Here is a 17,970-nt window from a genome sequence, read left to right as displayed (position 1 = left end):
ATTTGTAATGACGAAAATCCCCTTGATTTTACAACAATTTAGCGCGATTTCCAGTCAGCAATTTCACTGAGAAGGGCGTACAACAGCGCCAAAATGGGAGAAACGTAAATGCTAGAAACTAGTGTTTTCCGGGCTATTGTTTTGACAGTGTGAGTGGGCCGGTGTTTGTTACGGTGCCAAACAGTCCTCTTGAAGTCAGATCCATTGTTCCGTTTAATGACGCGCCTTTCACTGTGCCGTGGAAAGTAAGCTCGGCAGAGCCGCCTAGCGGGAGCTGCTGTTGGCCGGAGAATGTGACCGCGTCCTTTGAGACGATGCCCGAGGTGATCGGGACTTGAATACGCCCAGCCTGGGGATAATTAAACGACAGCGTGCCAGACAGCGCCTCGCCGTTTTGGTTCAACGTCAATTCGGCAGGACCTTGCCAGTTGTTCTTCCCGCCTTTTTCGCTCGCCTGAACTGTACCTTTCCAGACTCCGGAAACGTTTGGCTTTGAATTGCAGCCGGTCGCGCAGAGGCCAGCAAGAACCAGAAGGACAAAACTCTTCAAGAACCGTTTGTTTGGCATTGTGTTTCTCCAGGGAGACTCAGAGCCGTTTGACTTCTTCGATCGCCCTATCCAGTTGGACGTCTGATCCGGTCTGAAGCGCTTCACAAGTCATTTCAATTTCCACGTCTGGCTTGAGACCCGTTCCTTCCAGTAGTGCTCCGTTCCAAGTGAAATAGGCCGCAACTGGCAAACCAAGCACGTAGCCGTTCCCGAGATGGAATGCTCGGCCGCTTAAAAGTCTGCCGGCTGTCCTTGCCCCGACGATTGTCGCGAGCCGGTTTTCCTGTGCGAAGGCGGCGAGCATCTCGGCTGCGCTTGCGCTGTGCTCGTTGACCAGAATGACGACCCGGCCGTGAAATTTCTGAGGCGGCATACCCTCAGTCATGAGACAAATGGACTGATCGACTATTGCGCTTGCATATCTAATGATTAGCCATGCAAGGGCGATTTTCCGACGAGGTATCCGACAGAAACGGGTCAGCCCTTCTCTTTGGAATCCGCGCTCTGCTCGTTGCCGAGTCAAGCTGTATCCAATGGGAATCTTCTGTTGCGTTAAATAGCTCATCATACGCATGCCGCCGATGCCCCCGCCAGTATTGCCGCGGAGCTCAAGGATGAGCCGGTTGCAGTCGCTGATTTCGACCACCGCTCGATCGATGTCCGCTGCCAGATCGATTCCCACTGCGCCCGGAAAGATTCTGATCTTGATATATCCGATATCATCGCTCAGTCTCGAAACGGAGAGCGCCTTCGGCTCAGCAATGGGGCGCTTGCCCGAGATCGGCTTCGGCGTGATTGCCGGCGCAGAGAAGACCTTCCCGTCGCGTTTTCGAATTGTGAATTCAGTCTGCGTGGCCATCTTGAAGACTGGCTGAACTGGAGGCGCAATAGGTTCCCCATTTATTTTGACCAGCACATCGCCTGGCTCGATTCCCAAGAGGCTGGCCGTCCCGCCTTCATGTACATCTTGAAACACCCAATGAGCGATGCCATCGACCTGACATGCTTTGAAGGTCGCGTTTATGGCATGTCTTGCCGGCACTGTTCGGCCGCTCTTGTGAAAAAAGCCTGTATGGCTTGTGTGCAATTCGCCGAGAAGGGATTGAATCTCTTTTTCGAATTGATCAGCTCCAATTGCTGACAGAATCCGGTCAGACCGCTCCGCCAGCAGCGACTTCCAATTGGTTCCGTTCAATGACGGATTGAAGTGCTTTGTCTCGACCAAGTGTGAGACTTTGCCGAGGATGCGCTTACGTTCTGTCAGATCCAAATCAATCATTGCTGTGACAAGATGCGCGATGTGGAGTCTCCGTCCAAAACGAAACCAGCCCAATAAAATGGAGGAGCTTGCGGCCCAAATTTCTGCTTCAGCTCCAACTTGGCTTGCCTGAGAGCCGAGCCTTCGTCCATACCAGAAGCTAAATTCTTGTAGAACTGCTTTATAAGAGCAGCGGAGAACGTGTCATCCGCGGTCCACAGAGTTGAAATGGTCGCCTTTGCTCCCGCCACTAGGAAAGCCCGCTGCAGACTTGCAATGCCCTCTTCACCTTGCAGTTGGCCAACACCTGTATCACATGCGGAAAGAGTAACAAGATCAGCATTCAAAGTGAGGTCCGCGATTTCACGTGCTTGAAGCAGCCCGTCCTCTTGCGAGTTTTTCTCGCGACCGAGGACCAGAGCTGCTCGTTCTGGATATTTCGCGCTGGCAATGCCATGTACAGCCAAGTGCACCACTCGGAATCTGGATAAGGGTTCTCGCTTGAAAGCTGTCTCTGTCGCGCCGCTCCCAAGCAAGACAATGCTACCGGGACCAAAGATCTCTTCAGCATTGATAATCTCTCCTCTGCTGCCTGGGAGGAGTCCGAAGTGAGCACCCGCAAGGTCATATACGCCACGGGTCTCGGACGAAGCATTCGTCTCTCTTCCCAATTCGGAATCGTAAGCCACGTCGCCAACACCGAGAAATGGGAGTGGCGGTCTTGATCGTTGGCGTGACCGCAACAACTGAAGAACCGTAGACGATGGCGCATAAGAAATAACTGCTGAATCCAACACATACTTGCCATCGCCACTTTGTAAAGCATCGAAAGGCAGCAGGTGCAGAACGCCATCAGGGACAACGACGATTCGCGTTGCGCCTCGCAAACTAGTGATCGGAGCCAGTAGGATCGAGTAGAGCCGACGAGCATCTTGTTCGGAACCTTGCTTCGCTCTCACTTTGTCCAGATATTCATGCGCCAGCAGTTCAATGCGGCCACGGCTAGAGCCAAGACGGACAAGATGTGCACCACTGCGATTTATGGCAATGCAGTAGGAATCCGGGTCAGACAGTACGTACTGGAGAACCAACTCGCTTGGTGAGAGGATTCGCTGAAGTGCTCGGATCGATACGGGTTCCCGTACCGTGTACCGGCGCACACTTTCGCTGACCGCCGCAGATCTCCACTCTTCAGCCTCGAACAAGTCTGAAAGCAGCTTTTCTCGCTGTGCTCGCGATTGCGCGCGAATCAATTGAATCTGCAGGGTATTGATCTTCCGTTCCGAGGCTGTGTCGATTGCGACCTCTCGTTTATGCGTGGGACGGCCCCATAACAGATCCGCAACTGCGCGCCCGCGGGCGCGCTCCACAATCCGAAATGCCTTCGCAACATCATTTGTTTTCACAGCAAGTGCGAAGTGGCGGAGATAGATATCGCTTGATGCGGCAACCATGGTGCTTCTCGCATTTGCACTAGGAGCATTCACCAACATGCCTTCCAGAACGTCTGTTGCTTCTTCCCACAGCGCGTCTGCCTCTTGTGCTTTGCCTTCCAGAACCTTGATCTCTGCCAGGCTCGAAAGGTCTCGCGGGAGGTAGTACCTATCCCCCACCGCGCGGCTTGCGTCAATGCTTCTGCTCAGGTAATTCTCGGTCTCTTTAAGTTTTCCCTGATTACGCGAAACGCTCGCTAGTTGGTACATTGCCTCGCTCTCCATCCGGCGAAACTGGCTAGTGCTGCTCAACTCACCAGCATCCTGCAAATATTTCTCGCCCTCTGAGACCTTGTTTTCGGAGAGCGCCAGTTCTCCAAGCAGGATTAAAATTTGAGCTTGGTGTCCGCGCTTGTCTAGTCTCTTTGCTTCATCAAATGCCTTCAGCAGAAACTGTCGTGCTGCGTCTGGTTTGCCAAGTGCGGTGAGGGACTGGGCTTGTCCTTCGTAAGCCATGAATGGAAATCCAATATCTTTGGTGGTGTCCGCGAGCCGAAGGGCTCGTGAAAAAAACTCCAACGCCTCGTCATACCGCTTGATATCCGCCAAGCCGTTTCCGATCATCGATAGAAAGCGGACTTGTGCGGCTACATCGCCGTTCTTGATCGCTGACATGAGTGCGCTTCCAACTAACCTTTCCGCTTTCGTCCTGTCGCCCTCGAGGAAGGTCACGATGCCGAGTTCACCTGATGCGCGCGCTTCCCAATTTCGATCTCCTAGCTCGCTGGCAGTCTGAAGCGCTTGTTCCCATGCCGCACGGCAAGAGGCCAAGTTCACATCCAAATCTGTGTATCCTTTCGCAGTGAGGCCAAACAGGCGCAACTTGGGATCGTTTTGAACAATCGGATTCTCCAATTCGGTCGCCAACATTTCGGAGACTTGAGCGAAGGGCATACTCTCGGCTTGACTGCGAATCCTACCGATTTTCGCGTGTGCAGTCGCGTTGGGATCGCCACTCTGACTTGCTAGCAGTTCTGCTCTGGCATACAGAGGAGATGCTGCCGGCCAATTTCCCAACCAGGCTAGGCGGTCTGCTTCAGTCAGGAGTTGCCCGGTATCTTGATTAGCGAAGCCGGGAGAGACCGACTGCTTGCGCGACGCGCGTGGCAAACGAATCGAAATTAGCCGAGATGCAACGGAAGCCATCAGCCTGTCTCGCCAGCCAGAATGCGAAACGGGCTGATTCGATCTGATTAGCTGAATGGGTTGCACAAATCGCAGTCCATTCGCCGACTCGACTGTAATTTCATATTTGCCGAGCGAAAAAGGACGCAGATCGATTTGGGTTTGGAGCGTAAGTACATTGTTTCGCAAGCGTGCGTGTACAACTTTCGACCAGAGGACGTTCGGACCCGAACGAAGCGAGACTTGATAGGCTCCCTCCTCGCTACCCACGGGAAGCTGAATGCTTGCATCCAGAGGCGCCTGTGGAACTTGGCTTTCGCGAATGCCCGATTCCGGCCCGCCTCCACGTGACGGCGACAAATCTTGCAAATTCAGCGTAAAGGCTGAATATGAAATTGGTTTTGATGTTGGTCGCGTGAATATCAGAATTGCAACGATCGCGAGCAACGCAAGGACAGTAGCGCTCGCCCAAACGAACCTGGTTCGCCAAATACGCCAGCTACTTGCCCGGAGCTGGCGGGCAGACGCGACGGCTTTCTGCGCCTGAAGCAATTCTGCATAACGTTGATAGCACGGTGAACAGCAAGAAATGTGCTCGGTGAGGACTGCTTTTGTTGCACTCGGCTTTGCCGCCAAGTCGCGCAATTGCCCATCTGCAGGACAGCCGGTGCGGTCCGGATTTGGAAACGCTTCCCGCAAATAAGAGTCTGCGAATCGCAGAAGCTCGTCGTTATTGAGACGTGCTCTCATGAACCGAGCCCAAGTTTCCTTCGCACACGCTGCAGAGCTTGGCTAAATCTCGATTCTGCAGCGTGCGCCGAAATTGAATAAATTTCCCCAATTTCTTTCCACGAAAATCCTTGGTTGCGACGAATAAACATATCGCGCGTGACCGGATCGCAGCGAGTCAACAGTTCATCAACGAGGATCTTCTCCTCGAAGTTCTGTGCTGCGCCGAAATCAGCCTCTGAAGTATTGGTTGGGTTTGCTAGCGATGGCATGCGGCGCTTGGTCCTATTGACGCGTCGAAGGAATGCCCTAAAGAGATATGCCTGGAGATCGCGAATCGGATGATCTGTATCAGGGCGGGGTTTCTGCAAGACTCGGGAAACCGCCGCTGCGCATTCTTCGAGCAGATTGGCAGCTATTGCAGGATCGGCTAAGAGCTTCTCCGCATGGGCCATTGCTCGTGGCCCAATTTGGACTGCCGCATCCAGGACAACAGGGTCAATCGCTCTGCCAAATCGATCGATAGGGCTGACTTGAAACCGTTTCCCTGATTTAGACTCTCCCGCCATCGCAATCGTCCCAGATCGCCGAATCTCCCATTTTGGCGTGAAACGGCAACTCTTTCACACGACAGGGCGCCAGACTCCCTGTACCTTTAAGAGGTCCTATTCTGCAGAAAACTCAAGCAGAAATCTTGAGGGCTAATCCGGGAACTCTGGCCAGTGGTGGAAGCTTTGATGCAGGAATGGCTCTATATGACTGAAGAAGTTTAGGCGATTGGGGCCAAGTTGTGCTAGTCCCGGAAGCGGCCCTGATTACGCCAGTTAGCGTAACGCAAAAAGCGTAATGGGAGAAATGCTCTAAGCGCAGCGCTTTAGAACAGTGTGGCCTGCGTCGATGTGAATTCAGGCACTTCTTGTGTGCATTCCGATGTGTCATTCTCGGGATCGTTCACAGCCGAACTAACAGCAAATCGTTTCATCATGGCTGCGTCGAACGGCTGCAAAAAGTGGTTTAAACGTCCGCAAGCCGAAGCCGGAGCTTCAAGCCATTCCTGATATTTCTCAACCTTCAGGATCACCGGCATCCGGTCATGTACATCTCTGAGGAGATCGTTCGGTCCGGTGGTCAGAATGGCGCAGGATTCGATGACCTGTCCCTGTGAGGCTTTCCAGCGATCCCATATGCCGGCGAATGCAAAAATCGAGTCATCTTTCATCCCGAAATGGAAAGGCTGTTTTGACTTGCCGCTGCGTTTCCATTCGTAGAACCCGTTTGCCGGAATAAGGCATCGTCGCCGCTCAAAGTTTTCTTTGAACGCAGGCTTCTCAAGTAGTGTCTCGCTACGCGCATTGATTTGGGACATCGACGCGTCTTTTGCCCAATTCGGGATCAAGCCCCAGCGCATCGAGACGATCATGCGTCGAGAGCCGTTAGCTCGCACGACCGGAACGGGCTGAGTCGGAGCGATGTTGTAGCGGGGCGTCAGTTCCTCGGCAAGCTCCGCATCAAATTTCTCGGCGAGTCTATCAGCACGCGTGAGTCTGTAACGTCCGCACATGGGAGCATTGTACTCACAAGTCCTAAGCCGCCTTTCTGCGCTCTTTCCAACGCTTTGCCATTGCTGCGGCAATCTTGCGTTTGGTTTCGGCAGACATTGGCCTTCGCCTCCTCACGTTTCCGGTATTTCCAATTTGAATGCTGCGAGTACTACCAAGCAAAATGTCTCGGGCTGCCGTAAGTCGCCTTATCTCTGCATCGATCGCGTCAAGAATTGGTTCTCTCATAGGTGAGACATTTTAAATCCCGTTTTGGAAATGCAAGCAGAATGGCCGACCGACAATGCGTTCAGCGGCGATTCTCTTGCCCTGTTCACCAATTTGAACGTCCTCATTTGATGATTCGCCATATATTCGCCTATTATGTTTTCAGGATGTCAAAGCCGCGAGCCTGGGTCGTTCAGTGCAACGAATGCCGCTGCATCGTGACAGCACGAGCAGAAGATCCGCAGGCGCACATGCAAGAGCCTGAACCTCGACCGACTTGTCGGCTGTTAGTGACATGCTCATGCTGCTGGACATCCTGGCTCTATCCGCCAGAAGCGTTGTTCAACGGATCGCCAGCGCCGTCGCCAGAATGCTTCAAACGAGCGCGGCAGTCGGCCAGGACTGAGAATGCGAAACTGATCGCGGCTGCTGTCATTGCAGCAATTCGCTTGAATCGTGATGAAATCAAGAACTCGCCAGTAGTACACGCAAAAATCAGTGACAGCCTCAGACTGGCGGAGATGATCATTGCGAGAATGAACACGTAAGGCGGCTAGGTTCTCATGCAATCTGCCGTTGAACTTGCTGTTGCTTCCAGCTATATGAGCGCACTTCTCGTCCCCTGGATCATCGCCGTTCCTCTGGGCGCCCGTATCAGGAATTATTGTGCAGTGTGAAATCCGCAACTGCCGGTTTATCGGCGCCATAAAACACTTTAATCCGTGCTGAAAGTTTACGACTGAAGGGTTTCCCTCGATTTCGTTGGACTATAAATTCTGGAGTATTCCAGGTCTCGTGTGGACTTATCTCCATACGAGCTGCCCAAAAAAATTCAATTGGGAATTGTTCTTCATCACTCCGTGTGGGCTCCCATGGGCCATTCCAGCGAGCATCACCTTCAGACAAGTACAGTCGCACACTGAGTATTCTCACTAACTGATCGGCTTGAAGTTGAAAAGCTGGTATTACAAGACCATTCAACACGTCTGACCGGCCACTCGTATTAATTAGTCTTCCCTGTAAGTCTTTATTCGCGTGAAGAATCTTTATGGCTGGGTGGGATGTACGGGCTGAAGAAGTGTTGAGAACTTCTTTACTCAAGGCAGTAGCGAAACGAGTGTAGCGAGGATCCTCACGGTCGGTCGGTTTGACGATATCAATATGGTCTGCTGAAAAGGGATCAATCTCTCGATTGCACAGTGCGGTGGCACTCGAACGAGAAACAATCATAATTCCGAATATCGGAAGAGTTTCTACAGCGCAGTGAGAGGCAATGGATTTGGCTTGGTCCGAAGCAAGCCAGCCACTTTGGATCGATTGGAGGAAATCGTTGCCTTCGAGCGGAACCATACCACGCAGTTGGGGGTTGGAGGATGCGAGTTTCGCAAGCGATGCCAGATCGGAACCGTTTGTAGGAGTTGCATAGAAAAAGACCATTGGGACCTTGCCAATTCGGTCTTGATGGTTAAGCAAGAATTGGCGAACAACAATTCCACCCATGCTGTGTGCAAGGAACGCGACTTTCTCGTGGTCTTCGAAAACGTGATGGTCATCGAGCTCTCCGCGGAGCTGATTGGCGAGGTCTACGATTGAAGGAGCGGCGCCGGATTTGGGAGTAAAGTACTCAAATGTGAAGACATCCACATTGTCTTTTAGCTCTGGGTCTGTGGCAAGGAGTTCGGGGAAATTGCCACCATGACCACGGCTGAGCCATGTATCCTCCTTTGTGCCGAACACCCCGTGAACAAAAACCACAGCTACGAATTTGTGGTGCTTTCCCGCCGTGACATAGCCAGACTTGACCTCCGGCGAGCGGTTAGCTCCAAGACCCAAGCCAAGCTTTTGCCCGGCAATGAGGGCTAGGGCGACCAAGGTGAGCAAGGGAAGCCCGACACGCGCTTCCTTCCAGAATGCCAAAGTTTTCGGAGTACCAGAAGAAACACGATCACCAGGACGCCCCCGTACACGCCAACCTAGAACAATTTGACGAAAGCGATCTGCTACGAAGACACCCATTTCCCTTTTTAGCAGCTCAAGTTGTTCGGCAGACAAGGACAAGTGCCGCCGCCTGGCCTTGGGAATTGCTATCCATCTAGCGATGAGCGCGATTGAAATCAAGCATCCGGCAGTGTAGAGGAGAAATGTGTCTCGGATGACGAGCCACGCGATCGCATAACACATACAAAAAAACAGACAAAGCAGGAATATATCAATCGCTGTCGAATACTCGATTCCGTTTGAGTAGAAGTGCTCCTTGTGGGCGCGAAGAACGGCATTCTGATCGACGGCCTCCCAAAAAACGCCTGTTAGTTCTCTGTAGATTTCCGAGCTTGCTAGTTGCTCCCGCTCAGCTGGCGTGATGTTGAGGTCTTCTGGCACGAGGGCGATCAACCTTTCTCGAATTTGGGCCCCCACATAGTTGTCCATTTCGAGCTTCCAGCGTGGCTCACGGAATTTAAGGAGCACGTAGAAGGAGGCAATGGCGACGGCCAGGCCGAGGATCGCGAGGGTTGCGCCGACACTCTCGAACCTATGCACAATCCAGGGAAGGACGCATAAACCAGCTATTACGAAGGGTGCTTTTTTTCTCCACTTGTGGAGGTCGTTAAGCGTCGTGTGCGCACCATTCTTTCTGTATCTCGGTCAGCTCCTCGTTGCTAACAAGCTGTAGTCCGGACTGTTGTTGGGTTTTTAATAACTTCTTAAGGGCCAACCTCCTCCAAGGCAAAGTCATTGGCCCGGGTCCAAGGGCCCCATTTCTCCGCTTACTTCGTCGGAAACGAGGGTCGCTTCGATGTCGCTCAAGCCATAAACGAAATTCCAGCAATGGCTTCAAGTTAGTGTGGCCGCTGTCGATTAGATTTCTTAGGGTGGTGCCGTTCTTAGCAACAGTGCAGGTCCAACATCCGAACCTCGCTTTGCCGCATGGTGCTCCCTTCACGTCACGGATCGTGGGACATTCGCCCGAGGCACTCGCGTACAAATCTGCCACCTCCTCTGCGTGTAGCGCCCGCGGAAGTTTCAGCATTAAGTTCACCTGCCAGACGTCCAGAACTGAATAGTCCAATATCGGCATGAAGAGCCGCCGTTTGCTATGGTCGCGCTGTATTCTCCAGAATCGATCCTGAGTTCGATTTTCGCTTAGCGTCAAAGATCTGGCCGCACTCTCAGATTCCCGTACGCCCAAGACAACGGTTGCTGACTGCGTATTCGCAGACTCCAAGAATCTAGTGACTGGATCGATCCGCAATCGATCCGTGCACCAGCGGAATTTATCTGTAGGTGGGGGATATCCTCTCCCTAAGACTTTCACGAAAAATCTCTCGTTCATTGGCGGGGAGAGAATTCTGACTGAAATCGGAACAGCCAAACTTGCCGCTTCGCTTTCAAGCTCACTGAGCGCCTTTCGCGCCAAGGCTGACGCCAGGGGAATTTCGACTCCAGTATCGCAGTAGATGACAGTCACCGGCTTGCGCGCATGCTTGAGGCGAAGGAGGCTTTGAAAAATCAACTTCACGACTGCTGTTGAATCCTTGCCTCCGCTGTAGCCAACCACCCAAGGTTCAGGGTCACTGAGGTAAGCAGTCGTGATGCGGGAAATGGCGTGAAGGACTTGGATCCTATTAGGCAATCGGTGAAGACACTGCAGAATCGGTCGGGTTGTTAATGGCGGGGTGTCTTTTGGCAGAAAATTTGTCATCGCGCGAACATGGTTCGCTCATTCACCAGCATTAATAAGCACTACTATATGCGAACTTACATCGGATGAATTGGCCATTCTTTTGCTATGTTCTCAATTTGGAACGGGATTACCCAGACACATTCGAGCATGACGTCTCGGATGAATGGGCCGGTTCAGCGACCATTCTCTTTCTCGCCATCACGTTTGAGTGAGATTGCGATATGCAGGCTCCCCATCGGTATACTGATAGCAGTGTCTCTGCCGAAATTCCAGCCGATGCCGCTCGGGCGAGCGCGGGCGCCGTTCTCCCACTCGGATTGGGTTTACGAGATCAAGTGGGATGGCTTTCGTGCGTTGGCCTATGTCGAAGACGGCGTCTGCCGGTTAGTTTCCCGCAATGGGAACGTCTTCAAGTCTTTCCCTTCTCTGGCCTCTTGTCTGCCGGATGAACTCCGGGTTGGCGCTGCTGTCTTGGACGGCGAAATCGTTAGCCTCAACTCCGATGGCAAATCTCAATTTGAAGAGCTGCTATTTCGGCGCGGTGAGGCTCGGTTCCAGGCGTTTGACCTGTTGTGGTGTGACGGTGATGACTTGCGCTATTCTCCGCTGATCGAGCGCAAGGCACGTCTTCGAGCCATCACTCCGAAGCGCGGCACTTGGCTCCTGTATTCCGGCCATGTCGAACGTGAGGGTGAGGAATTCTTCAAGCTCGCCTGTGAGCACGACCTCGAAGGTATCGTCGCGAAGCACCGGTTCAGTCCTTACCAGCCCGATTCGGAACCTGGCTGGCTGAAGGTTCGCAATATCGCGCTGGCGGCGTCGGCGGTGAGCTGTCTGTCGGCAATCGCTCGCGCATAAAGTTGGGCAAAACCAAGGGGATCAGTGTTAAGCTTTCGCGCTCAAGAAGGCAAAGATGTACCCGCGTCGTCTATCCCGCCGCTTGCTTGTTGCTGGATTTCTCACTGCAGCTGTTTGTAGACCATGTCGTGCTTCGGGCAACCGTTCGGCTGTCGACACCAATGCTCCATTGTCCGCCGACTCATCTGTAAGTTTTAGCTCGTCGTACTCTAAATTTGTTGAAACAAGTGACTACAGGCCCTCCCGTACCCGAACTGCACCCGTGGGTACGATCGAAACGCACTTCAACGTGACGCCTGATGGCGCCGCAACTCTATCGATTCCGATTGCAGTTCCGCCGGGACGAGAGGGGATTGAGCCCTCTTTATCGTTCGACTATGACAGCCGGCGAGGTAACGGTCCTTTGGGCGTGGGTTGGACACTTGACGGATTGTCGGAAGTTCGGAGATGCAGGAAAACATTCGCGCAAGATGGCTACGCTGCGGGAGTGTCATTTGATCAGAATGACGCCTTGTGTTTGGACGGAAACCGCCTAGTTGAGGCGAGCACACACTCCTGTCCCGGCAATGGCCGCGAATACCGCACAGAAACGCATCCGTTTTCTCGGATATGCCGCTACGAAGATAAATCCGCGGCCCTTCTAGGAGAATGGCGAGTCTGGGAGAAGGATGGAAGCATTCGCAGCTTCGGCAGGGTCGAGTGGAGAAGTATTGTTGCTGGAGCCACTCTGAAACGATACTCGTCTGTTTCCGAGCCTATTCTCGCGTGGGCGCTCGCAAAGGTTGAGGATCGTCGCGGCAATTTCTTCTTAGTGCTATATCGATCCGCTTCCGTCTCCACAAATCCGGCAACATATCTTCCATCGCAAATCTTGTATACCGGCGGGGAGAGGTTAAGGCCGTCACGACGTTTGGACTTCATCTATGAAACTAGGCCAGATCCGATTCGCGGCTTCTACCACGGGGTGGCAATTGATAGCGATCTTCGCCTGGCAAGAATTGCCACTTATGGTCCTGGAGGCCATCTCACAACAACCTACAGGCTCTCATACGATGCGACAGGCACGACCGGAAGAAGTAAGCTTGCTTCACTGCAGAAATGCGGGTCAGACGACGTCTGCATACCTGCTACGACGTTTGGTTGGAGCCAGAGTTCCGGACTTTCGTTTCAACGCTCTTATGGCAACGGGCAATTCGAAAGTGCCCCCGTTGGCGGTTATCTTCAGAGCCAACGGATCGTTATCGCAGACTTCGATGGGAGTGGCAGAAAGTCGCTGCTGGTTCCGAGGCCCACCGCAACCCCTGGATTGAAATTCGATATATATCACTCCGACGACACGGGATCCTTTACAAAGATCCCGACAGGAGTTGCGACATCAGCTGCAATTTTGGCAACTCCGCTTGCAGTCGATACCACGGGGGACGGTAGGCCGGAGCTGATCAGCATCGATAGATGTCCACAATGCGTTATGAACGTGTATTACGGCCCTACGTTCTCCACACGTTGGCAAACACCGATGGGTGCTGTAGTTATTCGAGATAAATGGGTCGGCGACTTCGATGGCGACGGTATGCAGGAACTCTTGCTGCAGACCTACGTCGCAGGAAGGTCCAACCCGTTCGCATTTGAGCACATGGGTGTCATACCTGGTGACCTTGTGGATACGGGGATCAGTCCGGGATCAGGCGAAACGCGGCCTTTCTCATTTGTCGGTGACTTCGATGGCGACGGTGCGGACGACCTTCTTTATTATGATCTTCCAGTCTCACCAAATCAGCAGCCGTACAAGTTGCTTTCGTATAAGCCCTTCTTGAATCCACAAGACCCCTCGCAAGTCGATTACAAGTGGGTGTCGCGCGTCGTGAACGTGCCAAATGGTCTTCTGCCGCCTTTCGCAGCTGCTTTGGACTGCAATGGAGACGGGCTTTTGGATTTGGTTGTTGGTCAATCTGGAGTTTTGCATTTTTGGATCAATACAGGATCGGAGTTCGTAGAGTCGGGAACCGAGATTCCGATTTTCCAAAGTAGCGATCCAATGTCTATCACTTTAGCCCCCGATCTCGATGGTGATGGTGTGGATGAAGTTCTCTTCTCCTCTGCATCTAATGGAAATCTTGTTGTTGCTGACGTACGCGGTGGCGCGACGCGCACTCGAACCATTTCAACTGATGAGTCACTCTTCGCTTACGGTGCGATGTTTGTTGATGTGAACGCCGATGGGAATATTGATGTCATTACCACGAATGGCAGAGTGTTCCATCGAGTATCCGCAGCCCCGGAATTGCTGATCAGTATCCGCTCAGGATTAAATCCAGACACTCCGAACTTCCCTAACCCAGATGTAGCGATTCAGTACGCTGTTGCTGGGCATGGATCAATATACATTCCACACTCCATTAACGACTTTTGTCCCGGTTACGACAGCAGCTGTATCCCACATCAATTTCCATTGGTCTCCAGCACGAGAGTCTTGATTGGAAGCACATCTTTGCCCGTTGTCTCAAACTATCGATATGGCGACGGCCGCTTCCATCGCGGTGGTCGAGGATGGCTCGGTTTCTCAGACTTTGGAGTTGAGAATACAGGAACAGGACAAATCTGGGAGTATCATTTCGACAATGATTATTTTGATCAAAGTATTCACGACTTTCCGCATTCTCGTCTGCCTGCTATCGTGACAACGAAAACACAACTTACGCCCACGAAGAAACGAATCCATTCACTTGAGTCTAGCTATGTTTTACATAAAGTAAATAATGGTAAGTCCTATTTTGTGGTACCGAATGTACAAGTAGACTCCGTACGAGAAAGGGATCACGGTGACCAGACTCTCGGCAAACTCTTGAGCAAGACAACCACGCAACTGACTTACGACGATTTCGGAAACATGACTTCATCGTCCATACGATCACAAAGTTCCATAGATATGGGCGTTTCAGGATCTGTGACGGGAGCATGGGTCAATGCCTTACTTCACAACGAGTTCGTGGGGCACGGACTAGTAGTATCAAAAATATATGACGTTGTGGAAAGTGAATGGTTAGTGAGTCGCCTAAAGCAACAGACAGTTCAGGCGACGTCTTCTGTTTGCGAGACAATTCGTACTACGGGAGTTTATCCGGATTGGTTAAGCCGTGGGAGTCCTTGCCCAGCGGGGGGTGACGTATCAAGTAATGTTTTATATGAGTACAACCCCGCTACGGGGAAGCACGACTTAATTGAAAGGATTATCTACGAGCCTGCATCGGCTTTACGAAGGCAAGGACAGTTTGAATATGACCGATACGGTAATGTAACTGCAGTGACATGGTCCGGCATCGCAAACCTCCAAGGACGAACCGAGAGAAGGCGAACAGAATTCCAATATGACTCCGCAGAACGAATATTTCCTGTTCTAAAGATCGACGCCGAGCGTCACGCCACAAGGTTCATTTTTGACCGCGATTTCGGATTACTCACAGGTCTTCAGCAGCCTAATAATGTCATATCTACAATCATCTTGGATGGTCTCGGGCGAGCGTCTGCCGACGTTACATCTGGCCAAGCGTCTATGGCGCGCACGTGGATCTCTGGTCCGACATATGGCCGTCCGGATCTGAGCGCGGTCCTTCGTCTCGCCTCATCGGCGGGACCAAAAGCGGAATTCGACTTCGACCGATTGGGCCAACTGGTAGCGTCACGCCGTTTTAGAAGCTTCAAACCAGTCGTCGTTCGTACGCGCACATATGACGCTCTCGGACGGCTATCGACTGAATCCGTTCCCTACTTCGAAGGAACAACTCCCGCACACACAGTCGCCTATACGTATGACGCCTTGGGGCGGCCACTCTCGGCTAGTAGCATAAACGGTAACTTTGGGTATACGTATGATGCTCTGGACCGAACGACGACGGATCCGCTAGGAAATAAATTTCATGATCTGGTTTTACCTGACGGTACAACGCTAGCGCGAGTTGACCAGCAAGGAGGTGTTACCCGGTACTATCACGATGGCCTAGGCCGACTCTCCGTCATTGCGGATCCGTCAGGTCACGCGACGGGAGGGAACCGAGACTCAGCATTAACTTACAGCACGACAACGGATGGGTATGGACGTATTACTGCGATCACTGGTCCGGATGTCCGGTCCACTACCTTTTCCTATAACGCCTTTGACGATGTGATGCAGATTGTTGACGCAGTATCTTCAGTTGCGTTTGAGTATGACCGATTGGGTCGCTTGCGGAAACGCATCGATGGTGACGGAGTCACGTCATGGACGTGGGACAGCGCTCCTGGAGCCGCTATCGGTAAGCTTGCATCCACTAGCAGTCCCAACGGTACTCAGGAGGCTCTCACATATGACCAGAGCGGACGTGTGGCATCCTACTCGATCGTTTATAACAATCCGGTTGCGCAACTAGAAACCGATTTTGGATACGATACCCAGGGACGTATCAGTTCTGTGACCTATCCGACCGTCGGTCCTGTTGTCCGTCGTGCGTCTGTTTCACACACTTATGCACCTTATGGTGAGCTAGCAAAGGTAAGTCGAGCCGATGTGGGTCATGTCGGCGAGCTAGTCTGGTCTGCCACTGATTTCGATGCGTGGGGACATACCACGCATGAGACGTTCGGAAACGGTGCAACCACAGACAAGACATTTGACGCCAAGAGCGGCCGGTTGACATTAAGCACAACGAACTCTACCAATGGTCTGGTTGATTCCGTCTCATTGTCGCGCGATGCTCTCGGGAATGTGATTACGTTAACGCGCAGCGGTTCGGCTCCCTTTGTAGCAGATTATGCACACGATGAACTCGGCCGACTCACATCGATGACATATCCTGACACCGCAGCGACTCCGGTCACGATTACGTACAGTGGTGCTGGCTCCATCAGTTCTAAGAGCGATGTCGGCAGCTACGGCTATGACGATCCTGTTCATGCCAATGCCATAACGAGAGCCGGCATCTCCGATTTTACCTACGATGCGGGTGGCAAGCAGATCTCCAGATTAAGCTTGGGAATCCGCTATAACGCTTTTTCCGCACCATCGCAAATTTTAGATCCCCAAGGATCCCCGTTGGTTACATTCGGCTATTCGGCATCGCAAGAACGAGTCTCTCGCAAAACTCCAGCGGAGTCTCTGCTGAATGTGCATGAGGTATTTCAGGCGCGCGTCTCGGGGAGCTCCACTCAGACACGAGCGTTCATAGCTGCGCGTGACGGGTTGGTAGCCGAAATTGTTGATGACGACAGCGGAAGCAATTCGCGGGCCTACTATCTGCATGGGGATGCGCTCGGGTCAGTTACTTCCATTACAGATTGGAACGGCGCGATTGCTGGAACTCGGCAGTATGACGCGTTCGGCAAACTTGTCTCTCCCATTTCCAACTATGCTCCCGATGTGAACATCGGCTTTACTGGGCACCGTGATGAGCTGGATTTATCCCTCATTGAGATGGGACCGCGACTGTATGACCCTAAGATTGCGGCGTTTCTGTCACCTGACGAATCGAACTTGGACACAACGGATTCGCAGACACTGAATGGATACTCGTATGCGCGAAATTCGCCGACCATCCTAGTGGATCCCACCGGTCTAAGGACGTGTGAGTGCGGTGGCGGCTGCGGCCATGGAACATCCGGCGGAGGCCACGACTACAGCGGTGGAGGCCAGGGCTACAGCGGTGGAGGCAGCTCGGGTGTGGTTTCTTCTTATAGGTCCGGTAGGGGAGGTACGGCTAGAAGTATCGGCGGAGTTTCCGCACATGACGACGATCGTGGGGGACACGGGGATGCGCGCTACTCAATACCGCATTACAGTGAAAGCGAGCATAGCCCCAGTTCTCCGAAAGGGTTCGCGGGTGCCGGACCTGCGGCTCGACGACATACGAGCGAGCAGTGGGCCGCAGCAGCAGGGTCGAATTCTAAGCCGAAAGATGCCGCTCCTTCCCCGCGTTCGCAGCACACCGATGAGACCGGAATTGAATGTCCCTTTTATATATGTTTCCCTGTGAACGATGATCCGCTCGAGTGGGTACCAGCTCCCTTTGCGCTAATTCATGGGCTGCCTTCGCCTGACGATCCTTGGGGCGCCCTTCTCCCGCACTGGATTCCACCAGGTGTTGACGTGCGCGACAATATTGCGGAAGCGCGAGGAAGATATAACCCGTGGTGGTTTTTTGAGCAGGTTAGGAATAAGGGCCCATGGGATTATAAGCAGAGTGGTAAGGAGCTTCAGGATTTCGGTAACTTCAACTTTGGAGCGACCGGTGGTGCTTTTGGGTTTCCGCTCAACGCATTGCATCGAGGAGCTGGCTGGGCCCAGCAGCAGGCGGGCACAAGCCTACCCGAGTGGGGCAGTCCCTTCGGTGAGTGGCCATATGGCGACGATCCACGCGATTCGTATTGGATTACAGAAGGCTACTATTACTTTCTCTTACAATCGAACTAGGCCGAATAGATGCCTTCGAAGTCGTGCTCACACGCAGGTGGCCAGCACCAATTCATCCCCTATAAAAAAT

8 protein-coding genes are annotated in these 17,970 nt (G+C 52.7%); 2 read left to right on the top strand and 6 right to left on the bottom strand.

All coding sequences use genetic code 11. The features are described from left to right. Positions 1-133: 133 nt before the first annotated feature. The 6 genes from VNX88_16750 to VNX88_16725 all read right to left on the bottom strand — a co-directional run bounded on the left by VNX88_16750 (position 134) and on the right by VNX88_16725 (position 9,348). Positions 134-568 carry a hypothetical protein gene (locus tag VNX88_16750; GenBank protein ID HWY70320.1) on the bottom strand — a complete coding sequence of 145 codons (435 nt, stop codon included), beginning with the start codon at positions 566-568 and terminating at the stop codon, positions 134-136. Positions 569-587: 19 nt separating this feature from the next. After that, a complete protein-coding gene (locus VNX88_16745; GenBank protein HWY70319.1) occupies positions 588-1,829 on the bottom strand; it encodes a S41 family peptidase in 1,242 nt (413 codons plus the stop codon). Further along, entirely contained in the window at positions 1,826-5,176 is a 3,351-nt protein-coding gene (locus VNX88_16740) for a CHAT domain-containing protein (protein HWY70318.1), read from the bottom strand. Before VNX88_16740 ends, VNX88_16745 begins: the two co-directional genes overlap by 4 nt. Next, positions 5,173-5,724 carry a sigma-70 family RNA polymerase sigma factor gene (locus VNX88_16735; GenBank protein HWY70317.1) on the bottom strand — a complete coding sequence of 184 codons (552 nt, stop codon included), beginning with the start codon at positions 5,722-5,724 and terminating at the stop codon, positions 5,173-5,175. Before VNX88_16735 ends, VNX88_16740 begins: the two co-directional genes overlap by 4 nt. Positions 5,725-6,029: 305 nt before the next feature. Continuing rightward, positions 6,030-6,716, bottom strand: a complete 687-nt coding sequence (locus VNX88_16730) for an SOS response-associated peptidase (GenBank protein ID HWY70316.1) — start codon at positions 6,714-6,716, stop codon at positions 6,030-6,032. 859 nt (positions 6,717-7,575) lie between these two features. Next, positions 7,576-9,348: a hypothetical protein gene (locus VNX88_16725; GenBank protein HWY70315.1), complete on the bottom strand. Its 1,773-nt coding sequence runs from the start codon at positions 9,346-9,348 to the stop codon at positions 7,576-7,578. A gap of 1,507 nt (positions 9,349-10,855) precedes the next feature. On the opposite strand from VNX88_16725, the gene VNX88_16720 reads away from it, so the two are divergent. Further along, entirely contained in the window at positions 10,856-11,461 is a 606-nt protein-coding gene (locus VNX88_16720; protein HWY70314.1) for a hypothetical protein, read from the top strand. Positions 11,462-11,723: 262 nt separating this feature from the next. Further along, entirely contained in the window at positions 11,724-17,900 is a 6,177-nt protein-coding gene (locus VNX88_16715; protein ID HWY70313.1) for an FG-GAP-like repeat-containing protein, read from the top strand. The last annotated feature ends 70 nt before the right edge of the window (positions 17,901-17,970 follow it).

Source organism: Terriglobales bacterium (assembly GCA_035567895.1).
GTDB lineage: Bacteria > Acidobacteriota > Terriglobia > Terriglobales > Acidobacteriaceae > Gp1-AA112.
The sequence above is the reverse complement of the archived record's forward strand: the minus strand, read 5'-3'. Positions and strand labels throughout refer to the sequence as shown.